The following is an 18,832-nucleotide window of genomic DNA, read 5'->3' as shown; positions in this document are numbered from 1 at the left end:
TAAGCGGGGGCGGGATCGGCCAGGATGGTCACTTGCCAACCTCCTTGGCCGCCGGGCGATCCTTCTTCTTGTACATCGCGAGCATCCGCGCGGTGACCGCGAAGCCGCCGAAGATGTTCACGCTGGCCAGCACCACGCCGAGCAGCCCGAGCCACTTGGCCACCGGATTGCCCGCCGCGGCTGCGGCAATCAGCGCGCCGACGATGATGACCGAGGAAATCGCGTTGGTCACCGCCATCAGCGGCGTGTGCAGCGCGGGCGTGACCGACCAGACGACGTAGTAGCCCACGAAGCAGGCCAGCACGAAGATCGAAAGGATTGAGATGAAATCCATGTCAGTCCCTCACCCCTTGAGCCTTTCGCTGACGACCGCGCCGTCCTTCGTCAGCCGCACGGCGTTGCCGATCTCCTCGTCGAGGACGGGGCGGCACGCGTCCTTGTCCCAGAAGGCCGACAGGAAGTTAAAGAGGTTGCGGCTGAACAGCGCCGAGGCGTCGGCGGCGAGCAGGTTGGCGGTGTTGGCGAACCCCATGACCTTGACCCCGTGCCGCTCGACGACCTGGTCGACGACCGATCCTTCCACGTTGCCGCCGGCCGCCACGGCGAGATCGAAGATCACGCTGCCCGGGCGCATCGTGGCGATCTGCGCGTCGGAGATCAGCCGGGGCGCCGCCCGGCCGGGGATCAGCGCGGTGGTGATAACGATATCCTGCTTGGCGATATGGCCGGAAACCAGCTCGGCCTGCGCCTTCTGGTATTCCTCGCTCATCTCGGTGGCATAGCCGCCGCTGCCCTCGCCCTCGATCCCGGCCACGTTCTCGACGAAAATCGGCTTGGCGCCGAGCGACTGGATCTGCTCGCGAGTGGCGCTGCGCACGTCGGTGGCCGAAACCTGCGCGCCCAGCCTACGGGCCGTCGCGATCGCCTGCAGCCCCGCGACGCCAACGCCCATCACGAAGACCTTGGCCGCGGTCACCGTGCCGGCGGCGGTCATCATCATGGGAAAGGCACGGCCGTATTCGTCCGCCGCGGCGATCACGGCCTTGTATCCGGCAAGGTTCGACTGGCTGGAGAGGACATCCATGCTTTGCGCGCGGGTGATGCGGGGCATGAATTCCATGCTCAGCGCTTCCAGGCCCGCCGCGGCATAGCCGTCGACACGCTGGCGCTCGACGAACGGGTCGAAGGTTGCCGCGACCCAGGCGCCCTTGTTGACGCCGGCAAGGGCCGCCGCGTCAGGGGCCTGAACGGCCAGCACGATGTCCGCACCTGCGAGGGTCGCAGCCGCGTCGCCCACCTCGGCGCCGGCTTCCCGGTAGCTCTCGTCGGGGATCGATGCGCCCGCGCCCGCGCCGCTCTCGACCGCGACGGCCGCGCCCAGCGCGATAAATTTCTTGACCGTCTCGGGGGTGGCGGCGACGCGGCGTTCGTTCGCGGCCCTTTCCCTCAGAACCGCGATCCGCATCCGCCCCTCCCCCCGAGCCGTGCGATCAGGAGATCAGGAAGACGACGAAGGCGGCTATCAACGCGATCAGCGGGACGGACCACTTGAGGAGGCCGATGAACCCGCTGTAGGTCTTCTTTGCGGCATTCATGTCGTTGGCGGCCATTGGCGGTTATCCTGCGTCGTTATCTGGTGCCCCGTGCTCTATCGTGCGGTCGGCGCGTTCTCAAGCCCCGTCCTGAAACGGGCGCGGCCTGCTTAATCGCCTCTTTACCCCTCCCGTCTACATGTTGCCCTATCCGCGAAGGGGTCCGGACTGGGGAGCGCATGGCCGAGCAGGAACAGCGAATGTTGATGCTGATCGACGACGAGCCCGCGCAGAGCCGGCTCATCACCGCGCTGACCGCGCGGGAAGGTTGGCGCACGCATGTCGTCCGCGACGCCGAAACCGCCATCGCCACGCTCGGAACGCGGCAGGGGATGCAGCTCTCTGCCATCATTCTCGACCAGTGGGTCCCGGGCGACGACGCTTGCCAGCTGATCGCGGAACTCAAGGCCCGCCGCCCTGCGCTGCCGATCCTCATGCTCACGACCAGCGCCAGCCCGCTGCTGGCGGTCGAGGCGATGCGCGCCGGAGCGACCGACTATCTGGTCAAGCCCGTGTCGCCCGACCGGCTGATGGCCGCGCTGCGCAATGCGACCGAGCGCACCGCCCCGCACGACGAACTCACTCCGCTGACCGAGAAGATGAGCGCCGATCTCGACTTCGATTCGATGATCGGTACCGCCCCGCCGTTCCGCGACGCGCTGGCCAAGGCGGCGAAAGCGGCGCGCAGTCACGGCCCCCTGCTTATCGAGGGCGAAAGCGGCACCGGCAAGGAAATGCTGGTCCGCGCGATGGTTGCGGCGAGCCCGCGGGCCAAGGCGCCGTTTCGCATCCTCAACATCCGCAGCGTCCCGGCCAATTCCATCGAGTCGGTCCTGTTCGGGCATGAGAAGGGTGCATTTCCCGGTGCCTTCGACCGCCAGGTGGGCGTGCTGCAGAACTGCGACGGCGGCACGATCGTGTTCGACGAGATCGACCGCATGTCGCCCGAGTTGCAGGAACGGCTGGCCGAGGGTCTCGCCAAAAAGGCAGTCCGCCCGATCGGTGCCTCGCACTCCTTCAAGGTCGACATCCGCACGATCGCCACGAGCAACCTGCCGTTGGCGGATCTCGTCGCCGCCGGTACCTTCCGCAGCGACCTGTTCGAAGCGCTGGCGGGCAACCGCATTTCCCTGCCCGCCCTGCGCCAGCGGACGAGCGACATCCCCGCCCTGACGCGTCATTTCCTGGCCCGCATCGGCGAACAGCCGGGCCTGCGCGCGCTGGGCGTGACCGACGCCGCGCTCAAGCTGCTCTCGGCATTCGACTGGCCGGGCAACGTCCGCCAGTTGCAGGCTGTCCTGTTCCGGGCCGCGGTGTTCTGCGAAGGATCCGCGCTGACGGCGAACGATTTCCCGCAACTGTCCGAGATCGTCGGCCCGTGCGAAGGCGAAGCTGCTGCGGCGGCTCAGGAAGGGGTCGGGGTCGAACTCTATACCCACGACGGCAACCTGCGCCCGCTGGAAGAGATCGAGGCCGATGTCATCCGCCTGGCCATCGGGCATTATCGTGGGCGCATGACCGAAGTGGCCCGCCGGCTCGGCATCGGCCGCTCGACCCTGTACCGCAAGCTCGGCGACCTGGGGATCGAGAACGCCGCCTGATTTGGCGGTTCGTCGCATTACCCGGAACCTTGGTGCGCGCGGCGCACTTGATGAATATGAATTCCAAGGGTCGTTGTTTCTCTCTGATGGCGGTGTGTCTCATCGCGGCCTGTACCCCCAGCGCGGAGCCGCAAGCGGTTGAGACCAGGGGCGAGGAATTGCTGAAGACGGGCCATGTGGGCGAGGTCACCTTCACTTACGACGCCGAGCAACTGGTGCCCGCCGATGTCGAGATAGCCATTCCACCGGATGGGACGAGCCGTTCGTTCGCGGTCAAGCTGCTGCCTGCCACCGGACCCCATGCCGACGACGATCATCCGGCGGTCGACGAGCCCGGCCTGACACTCGCCCTGCTCGAGCGGCCCTACAAGGCCTATGCCGACGAATGGAGCGAGGGCGCGCTGGGAGAGGCCATCAACGAAGCGACGATAGACGGCGCGGCCGGGATCACCGTGGAAGCCGGGGTGGTCGAGGGCATGCAACTGGAATACACGCTCGTGCCCGTCGGCTCGCGCGCGCTCCTGGTGAGCAGCCAGTCGGAAGGCGCCACGCCCGCGCTCGATGCCGCCATTGCCGCCGTGGTCGCCAGCATCGACCTGCCGGGCTGATCAGCCCTCCAGGCCGGCGAAATCGGTCAGCGCCGCGTCGCGCATCCCGCGCCAGACGTTGCGCGCCTGGACCGTCTCGAAAACGTCGTGGACCCGCAGCAGTTGCACGCCGGCGTCCATCCCGGCCTGCGCCAGCGAAAGGCTGCCGCCGAGGCGCTGGTGCGCAGGCGCCTCGTTGCTGAGCGCGCCGATCGTCCGCTTGCGGCTCGCGCCCAGCAGCAGCGGGCAGCCCAGCGCGTGGAACAGCGGCAGCGCGTTCATCAGCGCGAGATTGTCCGCCAGAGACTTGCCGAACCCGATGCCGGGATCGAGGATCAGGTTTTCGGGATCGACCCCGCCGTGAACCGCCCGGTCGCGCATCGCGGCGAGCCAGTCGAACACCTCGAACACCACATTGCCGTAGCTTGCGTCCTTGTGCAGGTCGCCCGCCACCTCGCCGCTGGGGCCGGGGGCGTGCATCAGGATGACCGGGCGCCCGCTCGCCGCGGCAAATTCCAGGCTGCGCGGATCGTGCCGCAGGGCCGAGACGTCATTGAGGATCGCCGCCCCCGCCGCCAGCGCGGCCTCCATCACCGCCGGGCGCCGGGTGTCGACACTGACCACGGCGCCCATCGCCACCGCCGCCTCGACCGCCGGGATCACGCGCTTGATCTCGTCGCCCTCCCACACGGCCGCGGCGCCCGGGCGCGTGCTCTCACCTCCGATGTCGATGATCGCCGCGCCGGCTTCGTGCATCGTCGCGGCATGATCGTGCGCGGCGGCGGGATCGTCGAGAAACTGGCCGCCGTCCGACATCGAATCGGGAGTGACGTTGAGGATGCCCATGACCTGCGGCTGATCGAGCCGGATGGTCCGTTCGCCCAGAACGAGCGGCAGGTGAGCCTTGCGCAGGTTCGACCACTGGGTTTCGGCTTGGGCGCCGAGCGCGTCGGGCAGCGTGCCGAGAACCTCGTCGATTGTTCCAGGCGTAGCGATGTCGCGCCGGGAGACCGCGCCGTCCTCGACCACGGTCACCGCGAACTCGCGGGCATAGACCATGCCCCCCGCCAGCCGCACCGCATCGCCATGGAAGGCCTGCGGAGAAGGCGCGAAGGTCAGCGGCTGGAGATAGACGCGATCATGCACTGCAGTTTATTCCCGAAGGTGCCAGACATGGACCGGATGTTACACGGTCCAAAGCAAGAAAAATCGCCCCGGCCTGGTGGCGGCGTGAAGGCGCCACAGCAGGGAGTTCCGCGAGTCATGCGCCCCGCCGTACACATCTGCCGGCGAGTAGGACATAGGCCGCTCAAGCGACCGCGCCGGATCGCGATTGCGCCCGGAGCGACCTCTTGGCTCTGCCCTAGCCCTGCCGGCTGACATCGAGGCGGGCGCCGGCGTTGAACGCGCCGCTCGGTCCTGTGCCAACGGTGCTGACGCCCGCACCGGGGACGCCCACCGTAACGGTCTGGCCAGCCGAGTTGTCGACCACCAGCTTGACCCACAGCGTGCCCTTGTCGGCGAACCAAGAGGTCTTGTCCGCCTCGCGCAGCGCCGCAAGGCTGGGTTGCGCCGGCAGGCCTCCGGCGGCGGCGAAGCCGGGCAATTCGAACATCACCCACGAGCCGTCGTCCATCTCGGTCAGCGAGAGCGACAGGTCCTTGCGGCCGGTTTCTACGCGCACTTCGGCGCCGCTGCGGATCGTGGTCTGGCCGGTATATTCCCACCGGCGCCCATTGCGACTCAGCATGATCGGATCCTCGATCGGCGCGCTGCCAAACCCCATGTTCGGGCCGAGGCCGAAGTGCCCGAAATCGCCCCGGCAGATCGCCGCGCCCCATTCGGGCTTTAACGTGCAGGCCTCTTCGTCCGAGGCGATGCCGTTGTCGAGCACGATGTAGGAACCCGGCACGCCGCCGACCGAACCGTCCTTGTCGTGGATGGTCGCGCCGCGCCAGGCATTCTGGCGCCCGAAGTCCGACGACCACTTGCGCACCACAGGCGGGAAATCGACCGGCCGCGAATTGACGAACTTCGCCCCCGAGATGGCGTTCTCCGTGCTCATCCCGAAGCTGGTGTACATCAGGTACGACAGCGCGCCGGCACTGCGGGTGGCGTTGGGCGCGAAATTGACGAAGGTGGTGTTTTCCACGTCGTGCCGCAGGTCGTAGTATTCGTAGCCGCGGATGGGGTAGTCGGCCATCTCGTTGGGCATGCTGCGGCCGTAGGCGATCTCTGCCGGGGTGCTCGGGTTGCCGACGTTGTCGCTCTCTCCCACGAAGATCGAATCGACGACCTTGGAGGTGAAATCCGCCCGGCCGACGGCGGAGGCCGCGTGGGTGAAGCCGATCGCGTTGTCGGCCACGCGCAGGTTGCGGAAGGTGTGCAGTTCGCCCCGGCCCCAGACCGCGCCATGGCGGTTCTTGTAGGCGGTGAAGCTGTCGAACAGCGAACCCTTGGGCGCGCTTTTCGGGTCGGCCGGATCGGTGAACGCGAAGTGATAGTTGCTGCCGCCGACGGTGAACGTGCCATCGGGGCGCGGCCCGCGGTCGAACATCAACCCGTCGTAGTTCGAATGCGCGACGTTGCCGCTGAATTCGCCCACCGCGGTGCGCCGCGGGTATCCGTCCTTGCCCTCGTGCGCGCCGGTCGGCTTTTCGGGCAGGGCGAACCAGAACCCGATCTCGGCCCCGGCGGCCACGTTGTCGCGGTAGATGTTGTCGGGGTTGGTGATCCAGAACATCGCGGCGGTGTTGTCGGAAGGGATCAGGATGTCCTTGTTGCCCTGCCCGTTTGGCGTGCCGATGCCCCGACCGGGGCCCAGGTTGGTGGGCACGCAGGGCTTACCGTCCGGATGGCACTTGGCCAGGATGCCCAGGTTGCGGACGAACTGGTTGCCGTATTCGACCGCATCCTCGAGGAAATAGCAGTGACCCACGGTGTTGAAGGTCACGTTGTTCTGGATCAGCAGGTTGTTGGTGCCGTGCACGGTGACGCAGCGGCTGTAGGTGTCGTGGATCGCCGAATTGCGGATGTACTGGCCCTTCCCCTCGCCCAGGATGTGCCAGTGGATCGGATAGCGGGCGAGGTGCATGTTCTGCCCCATCCGGTTGAGCTCCACGCCCGAAACGTACATCCGGGACCCGGCCATCGCCATGATGTGGCCGCCGAACCAGTCGGCATCGGCATCCTTCGACGCCTCGATCCGGATGTTGCGGGTCAGCAGGCCGACCTCGCCGCGCTCGTCGACGCCATAGGTGATCGCACCGAAGTGCATGTAGTCGAGCGGGCGGTCGAGCGTGATCGTGTTGCCCTTCACCCCGGCGACGATCCGCCGCTCCGCCTGGTTGGGATCGAAGTCGGTCGAGGCGAGGACGATCTCGTCGCCCTTGCGCCAGCCCGAGGCGTCGAGCACCTGGATGGTCCGCGCGCCCTTGGCGGCTGTGGCCGCCAGCTTGGTCCACGCGTTCTCGCGGTCGCCGTGCAGGTTGAGTGTGCCGCGCAGGAGCATGATCCCGCGGTCGCCCATCGTGTTGATGTCCTCGCCCTTGATCGCATCTGTCAGCGTGATCGTCGCCTTGTGGCGATGGGGCCGGTCTTCGCTGCCGATCGCAAGCTCGCCGCCACGCAGGTAGATCCACTCGGTTTCGAGCCCGAGGTCGCGCTCGTCGGCAAAGGACAGGCGGCCTTCCACCGTCAAACTGCGCAGCGCGGGCGGCGCAACGTCGAGCACCATGTCCATGTCGCGCGCGACGATAACAGCATCGCCGGCGGCGGGAACCTTGCCACCGGGCCACGCGGCCGGGTCCGACCAGCGGACCTGGCGCATCGCGGCCGGGGCGGCAGGTGCCACCTCGGCCGTGTCGGCACCGTGGTCGTGCGCTTCCTGGGCCTGCGCCACGCCGGCCCCATACAACAACGACAAGGCAAACAGCCAGGCCCGGCCCGGCAAGCGGAACTCGATGCGCATTTCAATCAACCCCTCTCGCAAGCGGCTGATTTTGCATTCGGGCAGCGGGTTTGACAAGGCGCGGCGGCGCGCCTTGCGCAGTCAGTCCTCTGCGGCGAGCAAGTAGGTCTGCCGCGCGGCGTCGACCGGCCTGATTTCGCCACCGGCCTCGAAATGCCAGAACGTCCAGCCGTTGCAGCTCGGCGCGCCCTGCAGCGTCTTGCCGACATGGTGGATCGACCCGGTTTCGCGGCCGGACTCGAGCGATCCGTCGGCGCGCACGGTGGCAATCCAGCGGCGCTGCTTGTCGAACACCTGCGTGCCGGGCGGGATAAGCCCTGCCTCGACGACCGAGCCGAACGCCACCTTTGGATGCTGGCGGCGGCTCTGCATCGTGGAGAGCGCCGATTCGTCGAGCGGCAGCTCCTTCTCGATGCGCTTGTAGGCGGCATCGCGGTAGCCGCTCTCGCGCTCGCAGCCGATCCACCGGCGGCCGAGCCGCTTGGCGACCGCCCCGGTCGTGCCGGTGCCGAAGAAGGGATCGAGCACGATGTCGCCCGGCTCGGTCGTCGCCAGCAGCACGCGGTAGAGCAGCGCCTCGGGCTTCTGCGTGGGATGGACCTTGGTGCCGCCTTCCTTGAGCCGCTCCTGTCCGCCGCAGATCGGGATCACCCAATCGCTGCGCATCTGCAGTTCGTCGTTGAGTGTCTTCATCGCGCGGTAGTTGAAGTGATACTTCGCCTTCTCGCCCTGGCTGGCCCAGAGCAGCGTTTCGTGGGCGTTGGTGAAGCGCGTGCCGCGAAAGTTGGGCATGGGGTTCGACTTGCGCCAGACGATGTCGTTGAGCAGCCAGAACCCCAGGTCCTGCACGATCGAGCCGACGCGGAAGATGTTGTGGTAGCTGCCGATGACCCACAGCGCACCGTCGGGCTTGAGCACCCGGCGCGCCTCGGTCAGCCACTCTTTCGTGAACTGGTCGTAGGCAGCGAAGCTGGCAAACTGGTCCCAGTGGTCGGTCACCGCATCGACATGGCTGCCGTCCGGCCGGGCCAGATCGCCGCCGAGCTGGAGGTTGTAGGGCGGGTCGGCGAAGACGAGATCGACGCTGGCATCGGGCAGGCCGCGCATCGCGGCCACGCAGTCGCCCGGCAGGATCCGGCCGATCGGCAGCACGACCTCCGGCGCCCCGGCCTTCGCCGGGCGAATCTTCTCCAGTTGTCCCATCCGTCCTTATCCCCCTGAGTTATCCACAGGGTGAGTCCGCCCGCTCCGCAGGTCAAGCGGCAAGTTGGCAACAGAGCCAGGCCGCCCCGGTGTGGTTCAGGTGGAACGAAAGGAGTCTGCCACAGGATATTGAGTCTGCCCACCTTTGGAGGACTCGATATCTAGTGGTGTGGCGCGAAGGACTCGCCATGGCGGCAAGTCTTGCGCACCCCTCCCAACATGCAGCAGACTGCCGCCGACGAGCAGCTGGGAGGGAATGCTTATGGCCATCGAGGTGATCGCCGCGGGCCTTGGCCGGACTGGCACCCTGTCGATGAAGTTCGCGCTCGAGCGGCTCGGCTTCGGGCCCTGTCACCACATGACCGAGGTCTTCGCCGATGCCGCGCGGCAGATGCCGCTGTGGATCGCCGCCAGCGAAGGGCGGCCGGATTGGGACGAAATCTTCCGCGGTTTCCGTTCGACCAGCGATTATCCCTCGGCCGTCTACTGGCGCGAACTCAGCGCCTTTTATCCGCAAGCCCGGATCATCCTCGCCGAGCGTGACGCAGATGCCTGGTTCGATTCGACCCAAGCGACGATCTTCGCGCCGCGCATGCGATCGGTGACGGCCGGATCGATCGTGGAGCGCTTCATGCGCACGAACGTATTCGATCCGGCAGGGTCCGACCTTTCCGACCGCGCCGCCCTGACCGCATGGTATCGCCGCCGGAACGACGAAGTGCGTGCCGCGATCGCGCCCGAACGCCTCCTGGAATTCCGGCCCGCGCAGGGGTGGGGACCACTATGCGCCTTCCTAGGTGTGCCCATGCCAGACGAGCCCTTTCCGCATGTCAACGAGCGGCCGGCAGGCCCGACCTCTCCGGGCGCCCCGTTCTCTCCGTTGCCGGATGATCCGGCCCTGCTGGAATCGCCAGCGCGGCTCTACATCGACGCGAAGCGACAGCTGGCGTCGAGCCGGCGCTGACAGCTGCCAAGGCTCAGATGCGCATGGCGACGAGCGTCAGCGCGATCGGCCCTGTCGGATGCTCGACCTTGTAGACTGCGATCAGTTCTTCGCCGTTCAGGCCGACCAGCCGGCCCTCGATCGGGCCGCTCGTACCCGAACCTGTGTCGACCATCGTGCCTTTGAAGCTGGTTCGATCGGCGCCCAGAATTACATCAACAAAGACGAACTTGCGGGCCCCGCCTGCGACGGTGACGCTGCCGCTGACCTTTCCGGTAGCGTAATCGATCTTGATGTCCTCGACAAAGTCATCGATCGCTCGGAAAGTACTTGTCCCGCTGGCCGGAACGGATGTTGCCGGGGTGGCAATTCCATAGACGATATCAACGAGTTCCCAGGGATACAGGGCGCCCGGCTCGGTCTGTCCGATCCAGCCGCCTGCGCCCGCCGCCTTGAAGAATACAGGGGGCGTCGAGTTGGTCAGCGCAGAACGCAAATGTCCAGTTCCGCCGAGGGCGGCGAATGACCCGTAAATGATCCGCCCGTCGGACAAGTATCCGGAAGGACTGATCACGAGCGGCGCCTCGCCCCGCCCCGGAATCGATAAGACAAGCTTGTCACCACCATCCAGGCGCAAGCCCGCGATCGGACCCAGCGTGACCGACGACATGTCGCGATCGAAGCTCCAGCCATTGTCTTTCGCCCGAGAGCGGATCGCCAGAACCGAGAACGTCTGCGGAACCATCTGACCAAGTGCGCCGAAGACCCCGGGCAGCGGATAATAGAGTGCTGGCGACGGAACTGGCGTGGGAGTTGGAATGGGCGTGGGCGCAGGTGTCGGAGCGGGCAGCGGAGTAGGAGTGGGAGATGGTTTGTCATCTCCGCCACAAGCAGACAGGGCCAGTGCAAGGCCGGCGGCGACGAAAGGAATGTGCGAGACGGTTGCAGGCATATGACCTCCTCTCGCTACAGGATGGATCGCACACTGCGGAACGTCCATGATGGAAAACCGATGGTGAGCCGCCGATGCCAGGCACCCGGCGCACCGGACGGCTGCCTATGCCGCGAAGAGATCGGCCTGTGCGACGGGGGCGAAGCTGCGGCGGTGCAGCGGGCTCGGCCCGTGGCGGCGGAGCGCGGCCAGGTGCTCGGGGCTGCCGTAGCCCTTGTTGCGGTCCCAGCCGTAGTGTGGGTGGGCGGCATGGTATTCGCGCATCAGGCGGTCGCGATACTCCTTGGCGAGGATGCTCGCTGCGCCGATGCACGCTTCGCGCCCGTCGCCGCCAGCGATCGCGCGGGCCGGCCAGCGCCATTCCGGCCGCCGGCCCATCGGCGTCAGGTTACCGTCGATCAGCGCCTGCGTGCAATCCACGCCGAGCGCTTCGCACAGGCGCTGCATGGCCAGGCTCATCGCCAGCATGGTGGCGCCGAAAATGTTGAGGCGATCGATGTCCTCGACCTCGACCACGCCGATGCCGAATGCGCAGCGGCGGCGGATATGCCGCTCCAGCGTGGCGCGGCGCTCGGGCGAAAGCTTCTTCGAATCGTCGAGACCACCCGGGCGCGGCTTGCACAGCACGACGGCTGCCGCCACAACCGGCCCCGCCAGCGGCCCGCGCCCCGCCTCGTCGACACCAGCGACGATCGGGCCCGCGATCGCGGCACAGAAATCAGTTGAAGGCGTTCCGGAGAGCATGACCATGAAAATCTCGACCATCGCGTTATCGCTGGGCGCCTTCGCCCTCGCAAGCTGCAACAGCGCCACGGGTGGGGATAGCGCCCCGGCCCCCGCCGGATCGGCCACGGTCGCCGCAGGCACCCCGGAAGGCGCCAAGGGACCGTTCGCGGTAACCAGCCATGGCACGTTCGAGGAGCCCTGGGCCCTCGCCTTCGCTCCGGGCACCTCGACCGTTTTCGTCACCGAGAAGGGCGGCACGATGAAGTTCGTCGACCTGCCGAGCGGACGCGCCGGGACGGTGACCGGCCTGCCGACGGTCGCCTATGGTGGACAGGGCGGCCTGGGCGACGTGGCGTTCCTGCCCTCCGAAACCGCGCCCACGCTCTCGCGCCGGACGATCTACCTGACATGGGCGGGCGATGCCGGCGATGGCAAGCGCGCCGCGATGATGGGCCGCGGTACGCTGGTGTGCGAGGAAGCCGACGCCTGCCGGGTCGAAGGATTGAAGGAGATCTGGCGGCAGAGCCCGGCGATCAACAGCCCCGGCCACTTCAGCCACAAGATCGTCTTCTCGCCCGACGGCAAGTACCTGTTCCTGTCCAGCGGCGACCGGATGCAGGGCGCCCCGGCGCAGGACCTGGGCAACAATCTGGGCAAGGTCCTGCGGCTCAACCTCGACGGCACCCCGGCGGCGGGCAATCCGTTCGAAAGCCGCGGTGGAGTCAGCCGCGAGATCTGGTCCTATGGTCAACGCAACCTGCTGGGGCTGCACTTCGACCTCGACGGGCAGTTGTGGGATCTGGAGCATGGCCCACGCGGCGGCGACGAACTCAACAAGGTGCAGCGCGGCGCGAATTACGGCTGGCCGGTGCGGTCCAACGGCGTAAACTACGATGGCAGCGACATTCCCGACCACACGGCGGATGACGGGTTCTCCAAGCCCGCCATCTGGTGGACCCCGGTCATCGCGCCGGGCGACATGGTCTTCTATTCGGGCAAGTTGTGGCCGCAGTGGCGGGGCCAGGCGATCATCGCCAACCTCGGCACGCAGTCCGTCGTCCGCGTCAGCCTGTCGGGCGACAAGGGGACAGAAGCGGCGCGAACCGATTTCGGCAAGCGGCTGCGCGATATCGCCGAAGGGCCCGACGGCTCGCTGTTCGTTATCGAGGACGGCAAGGGCGGGCGTCTGCTGCAACTCAAGCCCGCCTCGTAAACCGATTGCCAGCCGGATTGCCCGCCCCTAGGGCGCGCGTCCCATGGACAGCGCGACTCGCACCCTGATCCCGCTCGAGGCGGTCGAACCGGCGATGATCGAGCAGTTGCTCGACCGCGCCTTCGAGCCCGAGCGCAGGCGGCGTACGTCCTATGCGATCCGCGAAGGAACCGACTGGCTCCCGGCGCTCAGCTTCGCCGCGCTGGACGAGGAAGGCCTGCTGGCGGGCACGATCCAGGCATGGCCGGTTGCGCTGACCGACGATGCCGGGCGCGCGCATCCGCTGATCATGGTCGGCCCGGTCGCCATCGTCCCCGAACTGCAGGGCACCGGCTACGGGCGAATGTTGATGGCTGCGCAGGCCAGCGCGTTCGACCCCGCTGCCGCCCTGCCGCAGGTGCTGATCGGCGACGCGCCGTATTATGGGCGCTTCGGCTTCGTCGAGGCGCCGCGCGGCTGGCGCTGCCCCGGCCCGTGGGACCCAGCGCGGCTCCTCGTCCGCGGGGCCGACCCTGCGGTTCTCCCGCAGTCGGGCATGCTCGGCCCTTGGCGCGGCTAGGTCGATCTGGCATCGCCTGACGGGCGATGCCCTACGATCCCCTTCCCGACCTGGCCACGATGTCGCTCGCCGACATCGCTGCGGCGGTTGAGGCGCGCAGGCTGCCGCCGGTCGAGAGGTGGAACCCTTCTCAGGTCGCCGACAGCCACATGCGCATCGCGGCCGACGGCACCTGGTTTCACGAGGGCCGGCCGATCACCCGCCCGGCCATGGTCCGCGCCTTCGCCAGCCTGCTGACGCGGGATGCGGACGGGCGGCACTGGCTGGTGACGCCCGAGTGCAAACAGGCGATCGAGGTGGACGACGCGGCATTCCAAGCGGTCGAACTGAAGGTCGAAGGCGGGCCGGGCGAGAAGGCCCTGGCCTTTCGCCTGAACACCGACGAACTCGTCGTCGCCGGGGCGGAGCATCCGTTGCGCGCGGCCGGCGATCCTGACGTTCCCGCACTCTATCTCGCCGTCCGGCGCGGGTGCGAGGCGCGGCTCAACCGTTCCACCTACCTGCAGCTTGTCGAGCACGCCCTGTCGAACAGCGCTGGCGGCGAGCTGTCGGTGTCGAGCCGCGGCACGACCTTCTCGCTGGTGCCGGCATGACCCCGCTGTTCGACCGCCTGTCCGACCTTTTTCACGCTAGCAGCCACGTCGGTTCGGTAGGCCTGCGCGACGATCGGGATTTCGCGCCCGCGACCCTGCGCGACGCGGCGGTGCTGATCGCGGTGACCGACCGGTCGGAGCCGGGTGTCCTGCTGACCCATCGGCCCGACACCATGACCAATCACCCGGGGCAGGTCGCCTTTCCCGGCGGCAAGCTCGAGCCTGGTGAGGACGCGGTGACCGCCGCCCTGCGCGAGGCGAACGAGGAACTGGGCATCGAGGTGGCGGACGTGCGCGTGGTGGGCCAGGCGGAAAGCTTCGTCACCGGATCGGGCTTTTCGCTCACGCCGGTGCTCGGCATGATCCCCGCGGACCTCGCCCTGCGGCCCGACCCGCGCGAGGTCGCCGGCTGGTTCGAGGCCCCGCTGCGCTTCGTGCTCGACCAGGCCAACCACGTGCGCAAGACCGGCCTCTTCCGGGGCTACGAGCGCGAGTACACCGAAATCGAATGGCAGGGACACCGCATCTGGGGCATCACCGCCGGCATCCTGACCAACCTGTCGCATCGCCTCGCCTGGCAGGACCTGGTCCGATGACCCGTCTCGAAGCGGACTGGATGGCGCGCGATGATCTGCGCGGGCTGATCGACGCACTGGGATCGGATTCCATCCGCTGGGTCGGGGGCGCCGTGCGCGACACGCTGCTGGGCAAGCCGGTCCACGATCTGGATGCCGCCACCGTGCTCGAACCCGCCGAAGTGATCGGCCGGCTGGATGCGGCGAAAATCCGTTCGGTCCCGACCGGGATCGCGCACGGCACGGTCACCGCGGTGCTCGACGGGGGGCATGTCGAGATCACGACGCTGCGGCATGACGTATCGACCGACGGCCGCCGCGCCACGGTCAGGTTCGCCGACGACTGGCAGGACGACGCCGCGCGGCGCGATTTCACGATCAACGCCCTCTACGCCGACGTCGCGACGGGCGAAGTGTTCGATTACTTCGGCGGCCTCCCCGATCTGGCGGCGGAGCGCGTGCGCTTCATCGGCGATGCCCGCGAGCGTATCCGCGAGGACCATCTGCGAATCCTGCGCTACTACCGGTTCCAGGCCCGCTTCGGCTGCGCGCTCGACCCTGCGGCGGAGGCGGCCTGCGTGGAGCTGGCACCGATGCTCAAGGGGCTCAGCCGCGAGCGGGTCGGCTGGGAATTGCAAAACCTGCTGACGATCCCCGATCCGGTCGCCACGGTCCGGCGAATGCACGCCACCGGGGTGCTGCCGGTGGTTCTGCCCGAAGTGACGGGGCAGACGCTGGATACCCTTGAGGCTCTGGTCGCTGCCGAACACGCGGCCGGCCTGCCGCCCTCGCCTCTGCGGCGCCTCGCCGCACTGCTCCCGGCCGACCGCAAGGTTGCCGCCGAAGTCGCCAGCCGCCTGCGTCTCTCGACCGCCAATCGCAAGCGGCTGACGAGCGCTGCGGCGCGCGCGGGCGATCCCGGCGATCCCAAGGCTCTGGCCTACATTCTGGGGCGCGAGGGGGCGATGGACCAGTTGCTGCTGGCCGGGATCGATCCCCGGCCGATCGAGGGATGGGATATCCCTTCACTCCCGCTCAAGGGTGGCGAGATCGTCGAGCGCGGGGTCGCGGCCGGGCCGCAGGTCGCGCGAATCCTGCAGGCGGTCGAACGGCGCTGGGTGGCCGAGGGCTTCCCCGACCGCGCGCGGGTCGAGCAATTGCTGGAAGACGAACTGCCCGGCTGACCGGGCGATTCAGCGCAGCTTCACCTAACTTTCGTTAGTTTTCGGCTTGCCATCCCGGTTCCCGGCCGGAATATTGGCACTCCCTCCGCCTCGGCGGTTTCGCGGGCATCGGCATCGCCGGTGAGAGCGCAGCGGCGTCAGGGCCGCGGTTCGTCCTGCATCAGCACCTTGGGTCCCGACGGACGGCGTTTTGCCGCATGGGGACTCATCGACCCTAGAATGACCCAGAGGGGATCAACATGACCAAGTATTTCATCGCCGCTGCCGCCCTGGCCCTCGCCCCGCTCGGCGCCGCCCACGCCGAAGTGACCGTGGGCGCCACCGTATACGGCCCGGAAGGCAACCCGGTCGGCCAGGTCGAGGCGGTCGCCGACGGCGTCGTCACGCTCAACACCGGCGAGCACAAGGCCGGGCTGCCGCTCGACCGCTTCGGCGACAGCGAGAAGGGCCCGACCATCTCGGTCACCCAGGCGCAGCTCAACGAGATGATGGCGACCGCCGCGGCCGAAGCTGCCGCCGCGCTCGAAACCAAGCTCGTCGCCGGCGCATCCGTGGTCGACGTGGACGGCGTGGCGATCGGCTCGGTCGAGAAGATCGAGGGCGACGACGTCACCGTGAAGACCGAATGGGGCGCCTTCGCGCTGAAGAAGGAGGCCTTCCTCCCGGCCGAAGCCGGCGTCACCGCGCAGGTCAAGGCCGACCAGATCAAGACCGCGCTGGGCGCATCGGCCGCGACCGCCGCGTCCTGACCAGTTAAGGGTCGCAACCCTGGGGGCGTCCGGAGCGATCCGGGCGCCCCTTTTTATTGTCCGGCGGCTCGGCCGGTCAGAACCTGTTGTCCCGCGGGAAGCCCTGCGGCGGCAGCCTGCCCGCGGCACCGCGCGCGACCTTCCACATGACGATCTCCGTCTCGGTCCGCGTGCGCCCCGTATCGCCGCCCATCGCCCATGACAGGCCGTCCTCCAGCCTGAGCGTGGTCGCATCGCTGAGGCCGCCGTCGCGGTAGCGCTGCAGCGTCACCCCCTGCCCGCGGCTCATCACCGGCAGTTCCTCGAGGTTGAAGACCACCAGCTTGCGATTGTCGCCCACCACCGCCACGTGGTCGTGCTCGGGCGCGATGGGCCTGGCGACGACCAGCTTCTGACGGTCCTTGAGGTTGACCACCTGGCGGCCCTTGCGGGTTTCGGCCAGCAGTTCGTCGGTCACGGCGGCGAAGCCCTTGCCCAGCGTGCTCGCCAGCAGAAGCTGCGTCCCAGGCTTGTGAACGATGACGTTCAGGATCTGGGCATCGGCATCGATGTCGAGCGCGTTGCGGATAGGTTCGCCGAAGCCGCGCGCGCCCGGCAACCGGTCGGCCCCGATGGTGAAGAAGCGCCCGTCGTCCGCCGCCAGCAGCAGCTTGTCGGTCGTCTGCGCGTGGACGACGAAAGCCTCCTCGTCGCCCTCCTTGTACTTCCATTCCTGGTCGACGTGGCCGCGCGCGGCCCGGATCCAGCCGCGCTTGGAAAGGATGACGGTGACCGGCTCCTTCTCGATCATCGAGTCCATGCTGAACGCGGCGGTCGGCGCGGCCTCCGCGATCGTGGTGCGCCGCGCGCCGAGCGCCGTGTCTTCGGCATAGTCCTTGCGCAGAGTCGCCAGGTCGCGCTTCAGCCGGGTCCGCTGGCGGGCCGGGCTGGCAAGCAGCTTTTCCAGTTCCGCGCTCTCGGCAAGCAGGGCGTCCTTTTCCTGCCGCAGTTGCATCTCTTCCAGCTTGCGCAAGCTGCGCAGCCGCATGTTGAGGATCGCCTCGGCCTGCCGGTCGGTCAGGCCGAATTCCGCCATCATCACCGGCTTGGGTTCGTCCTCGGTGCGGATGATCTCGATCACTCGGTCGAGGTGGAGGAAGGCGATGATGTAGCCTTCGACCAGCTCCAGCCGGTCGGCAATCTTCGCCAGCCGGTGCTGGCTGCGCCGCTGGAGGATGTCGATCTGGTGGACAATCCAGTTTTCCAGCAGCTCCTTCAGCCCCATGACCATCGGCGTGCGCGTGTGGTCGAGCACATTGAGGTTGAGGCTGAAGCGCGTCTCCAGGTCGGTCAGCTTGTAGAGCGATTCCTTGAGCAGGTCGGGATCGACGTTGCGGCTCTTGGGCACCAGCACGATGCGGATGGCCTCGTCGCTCTCGTCGCGCACGTCCTCCAGGATCGGAACTTTCCGGTCGGCGATGACCTGCGCGATCTGTTCGATCAGCTTGCCCTTGGCGACCTGGTAGGGGATTTCCGAGATGACGAGCTGGTACTGCCCGCCGCCAAGCCGCTCTATCCCCGCCTCGCGGTCGGCCTCGGTTTGGGCCTCAGCGGCATGGAACCGGCCGCGCACGCGAAAGCCGCCGCGCCCCGTTTCGTAGGCCTGGCTGATCATCTCCGCGCTGTCGACGAGCAGGCCGCCGGTGGCGAAGTCCGGACCCTTGAATATCTCCATCAGCCGCGCGTGTTCGACATGCGGATTGTCGATCAACTCGAGCGCGGCATCGATCACCTCGTGGACGTTGTGGCTGGGGATGCTCGTCGCCATGCCGACCGCGATGCCGCTGGCGCCGTTGGCGAGGAGGTTGGGGAAGATGCCGGGGAAGATCACCGGCTCCTCTTCCTCGTTGTTGTAGGTCGGGACGAAGTCGACCGTGCCTTCGTCCAGCCCGTCCATCAGCTGCATCGCGGTGCGCGTCAGGCGGCATTCGGTATAGCGTTCTGCCGCGGCGCCATCGCCGTCGATATTGCCGAAGTTGCCCTGCCCCTCGATCAGCGGATAGCGCAGCGTGAACGGCTGGGCGAGGCGAACCAGCGCGTCGTAGAGCGCCAGGTTGCCGTGCGGGTGGTACTTGCCCATCACGTCGCCAGTGATGCGGGCGCATTTCTTGAACGCGGAATCCGGTCCCACGCGCATCTGCCGCATGCCCCACAGCAGCCGCCGGTGAACCGGCTTCAGCCCATCGCGCAGATCGGGCAGCGAGCGGGCGGTGATCGTCGAGAGAGCATAGACAAGATACCGTTCGGACAGCGCACTGTCGAACGGGGCGTCGACAATGGCGTCGAACGGGTCGGTATCGTCGATCGTGGCAACCATGCCGTTCGCCCTAGCAGCCGCGCGCCTTG

General features: G+C 67.7%; 18 protein-coding genes. 9 read left to right on the top strand and 9 right to left on the bottom strand.

Annotated features, from left to right (window positions below):
- Positions 1-28: 28 nt before the first annotated feature.
- The 3 genes from ACWPMZ_RS05035 to ACWPMZ_RS05025 are packed head-to-tail and all read right to left on the bottom strand — an operon-like array spanning position 29 to position 1,610.
- Positions 29-334 carry an NAD(P) transhydrogenase subunit alpha gene (locus ACWPMZ_RS05035; RefSeq protein WP_455702919.1) on the bottom strand — a complete coding sequence of 102 codons (306 nt, stop codon included), beginning with the start codon at positions 332-334 and terminating at the stop codon, positions 29-31.
- Positions 335-343: 9 nt separating this feature from the next.
- Positions 344-1,465: an NAD(P) transhydrogenase subunit alpha gene (locus tag ACWPMZ_RS05030; RefSeq protein WP_455702918.1), complete on the bottom strand. Its 1,122-nt coding sequence runs from the start codon at positions 1,463-1,465 to the stop codon at positions 344-346.
- Between the two features lie 25 nt (positions 1,466-1,490).
- Entirely contained in the window at positions 1,491-1,610 is a 120-nt protein-coding gene (locus tag ACWPMZ_RS05025; RefSeq protein WP_455702917.1) for an aa3-type cytochrome c oxidase subunit IV, read from the bottom strand.
- 161 nt (positions 1,611-1,771) lie between these two features.
- Here ACWPMZ_RS05025 and ACWPMZ_RS05020 point away from each other — a divergent pair, with 161 nt between their 5' ends.
- Positions 1,772-3,193, top strand: coding sequence for a sigma-54-dependent transcriptional regulator (locus ACWPMZ_RS05020; RefSeq protein WP_455702916.1), 1,422 nt, complete (start codon positions 1,772-1,774; stop codon positions 3,191-3,193).
- Positions 3,194-3,351: 158 nt separating this feature from the next.
- Positions 3,352-3,801: a hypothetical protein gene (locus ACWPMZ_RS05015; protein WP_455702915.1), complete on the top strand. Its 450-nt coding sequence runs from the start codon at positions 3,352-3,354 to the stop codon at positions 3,799-3,801.
- Here the strand turns inward: ACWPMZ_RS05015 and folP are convergent, their stop codons facing one another.
- The 3 genes from folP to ACWPMZ_RS05000 all read right to left on the bottom strand — a co-directional run bounded on the left by folP (position 3,802) and on the right by ACWPMZ_RS05000 (position 8,953).
- On the bottom strand, positions 3,802-4,926 hold the full coding sequence (gene folP, locus ACWPMZ_RS05010; protein WP_455702914.1) for a dihydropteroate synthase: 1,125 nt from the start codon (positions 4,924-4,926) through the stop codon (positions 3,802-3,804).
- Between the two features lie 217 nt (positions 4,927-5,143).
- The gene (locus ACWPMZ_RS05005; protein ID WP_455702913.1) at positions 5,144-7,750 is read right to left on the bottom strand and encodes a G8 domain-containing protein; all 2,607 of its coding nucleotides are present in this window, start codon (positions 7,748-7,750) and stop codon (positions 5,144-5,146) included.
- An 81-nt stretch (positions 7,751-7,831) separates the two neighbouring features.
- Positions 7,832-8,953, bottom strand: a complete 1,122-nt coding sequence (locus tag ACWPMZ_RS05000; protein ID WP_455702912.1) for a DNA methyltransferase — start codon at positions 8,951-8,953, stop codon at positions 7,832-7,834.
- Between the two features lie 262 nt (positions 8,954-9,215).
- On the opposite strand from ACWPMZ_RS05000, the gene ACWPMZ_RS04995 reads away from it, so the two are divergent.
- Positions 9,216-9,917 (top strand): sulfotransferase family protein, encoded by a 702-nt coding sequence (locus ACWPMZ_RS04995; RefSeq protein WP_455702911.1) that lies wholly within the window; start codon positions 9,216-9,218, stop codon positions 9,915-9,917.
- A 13-nt stretch (positions 9,918-9,930) separates the two neighbouring features.
- On the opposite strand, the gene ACWPMZ_RS04990 is transcribed toward ACWPMZ_RS04995, so the two are convergent.
- Together ACWPMZ_RS04990 and ACWPMZ_RS04985 are read right to left on the bottom strand one after the other, a co-directional pair.
- Complete coding sequence (locus tag ACWPMZ_RS04990) at positions 9,931-10,848, bottom strand: hypothetical protein (RefSeq protein ID WP_455702910.1); 918 nt, start codon at positions 10,846-10,848, stop codon at positions 9,931-9,933.
- 105 nt (positions 10,849-10,953) lie between these two features.
- Positions 10,954-11,592 carry a ribonuclease HII gene (locus tag ACWPMZ_RS04985; protein WP_455704163.1) on the bottom strand — a complete coding sequence of 213 codons (639 nt, stop codon included), beginning with the start codon at positions 11,590-11,592 and terminating at the stop codon, positions 10,954-10,956.
- Here ACWPMZ_RS04985 and ACWPMZ_RS04980 point away from each other — a divergent pair.
- The 6 genes from ACWPMZ_RS04980 (at position 11,591) to ACWPMZ_RS04955 (ending at position 16,447) form a co-directional block, all read left to right on the top strand.
- Entirely contained in the window at positions 11,591-12,787 is a 1,197-nt protein-coding gene (locus tag ACWPMZ_RS04980; RefSeq protein ID WP_455702909.1) for a PQQ-dependent sugar dehydrogenase, read from the top strand. The two genes, ACWPMZ_RS04985 and ACWPMZ_RS04980, sit on opposite strands and share 2 nt — an antisense overlap.
- A gap of 43 nt (positions 12,788-12,830) precedes the next feature.
- A complete protein-coding gene (locus tag ACWPMZ_RS04975) occupies positions 12,831-13,346 on the top strand; it encodes a GNAT family N-acetyltransferase (protein ID WP_455702908.1) in 516 nt (171 codons plus the stop codon).
- 26 nt (positions 13,347-13,372) lie between these two features.
- Positions 13,373-13,939 carry a DUF1285 domain-containing protein gene (locus ACWPMZ_RS04970; RefSeq protein ID WP_455702907.1) on the top strand — a complete coding sequence of 189 codons (567 nt, stop codon included), beginning with the start codon at positions 13,373-13,375 and terminating at the stop codon, positions 13,937-13,939.
- Positions 13,936-14,535 carry an NUDIX hydrolase gene (locus tag ACWPMZ_RS04965; RefSeq protein WP_455702906.1) on the top strand — a complete coding sequence of 200 codons (600 nt, stop codon included), beginning with the start codon at positions 13,936-13,938 and terminating at the stop codon, positions 14,533-14,535. Before ACWPMZ_RS04970 ends, ACWPMZ_RS04965 begins: the two co-directional genes overlap by 4 nt.
- The gene (locus ACWPMZ_RS04960) at positions 14,532-15,698 is read left to right on the top strand and encodes a CCA tRNA nucleotidyltransferase (RefSeq protein ID WP_455702905.1); all 1,167 of its coding nucleotides are present in this window, start codon (positions 14,532-14,534) and stop codon (positions 15,696-15,698) included. The genes ACWPMZ_RS04965 and ACWPMZ_RS04960 overlap by 4 nt, the downstream gene beginning before the upstream one ends.
- Before the next feature lie 239 nt (positions 15,699-15,937).
- The gene (locus ACWPMZ_RS04955) at positions 15,938-16,447 is read left to right on the top strand and encodes a hypothetical protein (RefSeq protein ID WP_455702904.1); all 510 of its coding nucleotides are present in this window, start codon (positions 15,938-15,940) and stop codon (positions 16,445-16,447) included.
- Between the two features lie 76 nt (positions 16,448-16,523).
- On the opposite strand, the gene parC is transcribed toward ACWPMZ_RS04955, so the two are convergent.
- Positions 16,524-18,803, bottom strand: coding sequence for a DNA topoisomerase IV subunit A (gene parC, locus ACWPMZ_RS04950; protein ID WP_455702903.1), 2,280 nt, complete (start codon positions 18,801-18,803; stop codon positions 16,524-16,526).
- Between the last annotated feature and the right edge of the window lie 29 nt (positions 18,804-18,832).

The organism is Tsuneonella sp. HG222 (assembly GCF_053819185.1).
The sequence above is the reverse complement of the archived record's forward strand: the minus strand, read 5'-3'. Positions and strand labels throughout refer to the sequence as shown.

Coding starts and splice junctions, on each gene's coding strand:
- ACWPMZ_RS05035 (WP_455702919.1), bottom strand. CDS start 334: ATGGATTTCATCTCAATCCTTTCGATCTTCGTGCTGGCCTGCTTCGTG.
- ACWPMZ_RS05030 (WP_455702918.1), bottom strand. CDS start 1,465: ATGCGGATCGCGGTTCTGAGGGAAAGGGCCGCGAACGAACGCCGCGTC.
- ACWPMZ_RS05025 (WP_455702917.1), bottom strand. CDS start 1,610: ATGGCCGCCAACGACATGAATGCCGCAAAGAAGACCTACAGCGGGTTC.
- ACWPMZ_RS05020 (WP_455702916.1), top strand. CDS start 1,772: ATGGCCGAGCAGGAACAGCGAATGTTGATGCTGATCGACGACGAGCCC.
- ACWPMZ_RS05005 (WP_455702913.1), bottom strand. CDS start 7,750: ATGCGCATCGAGTTCCGCTTGCCGGGCCGGGCCTGGCTGTTTGCCTTG.
- ACWPMZ_RS05000 (WP_455702912.1), bottom strand. CDS start 8,953: ATGGGACAACTGGAGAAGATTCGCCCGGCGAAGGCCGGGGCGCCGGAG.
- ACWPMZ_RS04995 (WP_455702911.1), top strand. CDS start 9,216: ATGGCCATCGAGGTGATCGCCGCGGGCCTTGGCCGGACTGGCACCCTG.
- ACWPMZ_RS04990 (WP_455702910.1), bottom strand. CDS start 10,848: ATGCCTGCAACCGTCTCGCACATTCCTTTCGTCGCCGCCGGCCTTGCA.
- ACWPMZ_RS04980 (WP_455702909.1), top strand. CDS start 11,591: ATGACCATGAAAATCTCGACCATCGCGTTATCGCTGGGCGCCTTCGCC.
- ACWPMZ_RS04985 (WP_455704163.1), bottom strand. CDS start 11,592: ATGCTCTCCGGAACGCCTTCAACTGATTTCTGTGCCGCGATCGCGGGC.
- ACWPMZ_RS04975 (WP_455702908.1), top strand. CDS start 12,831: ATGGACAGCGCGACTCGCACCCTGATCCCGCTCGAGGCGGTCGAACCG.
- ACWPMZ_RS04970 (WP_455702907.1), top strand. CDS start 13,373: ATGCCCTACGATCCCCTTCCCGACCTGGCCACGATGTCGCTCGCCGAC.
- ACWPMZ_RS04965 (WP_455702906.1), top strand. CDS start 13,936: ATGACCCCGCTGTTCGACCGCCTGTCCGACCTTTTTCACGCTAGCAGC.
- ACWPMZ_RS04960 (WP_455702905.1), top strand. CDS start 14,532: ATGACCCGTCTCGAAGCGGACTGGATGGCGCGCGATGATCTGCGCGGG.
- ACWPMZ_RS04955 (WP_455702904.1), top strand. CDS start 15,938: ATGACCAAGTATTTCATCGCCGCTGCCGCCCTGGCCCTCGCCCCGCTC.
- parC (WP_455702903.1), bottom strand. CDS start 18,803: ATGGTTGCCACGATCGACGATACCGACCCGTTCGACGCCATTGTCGAC.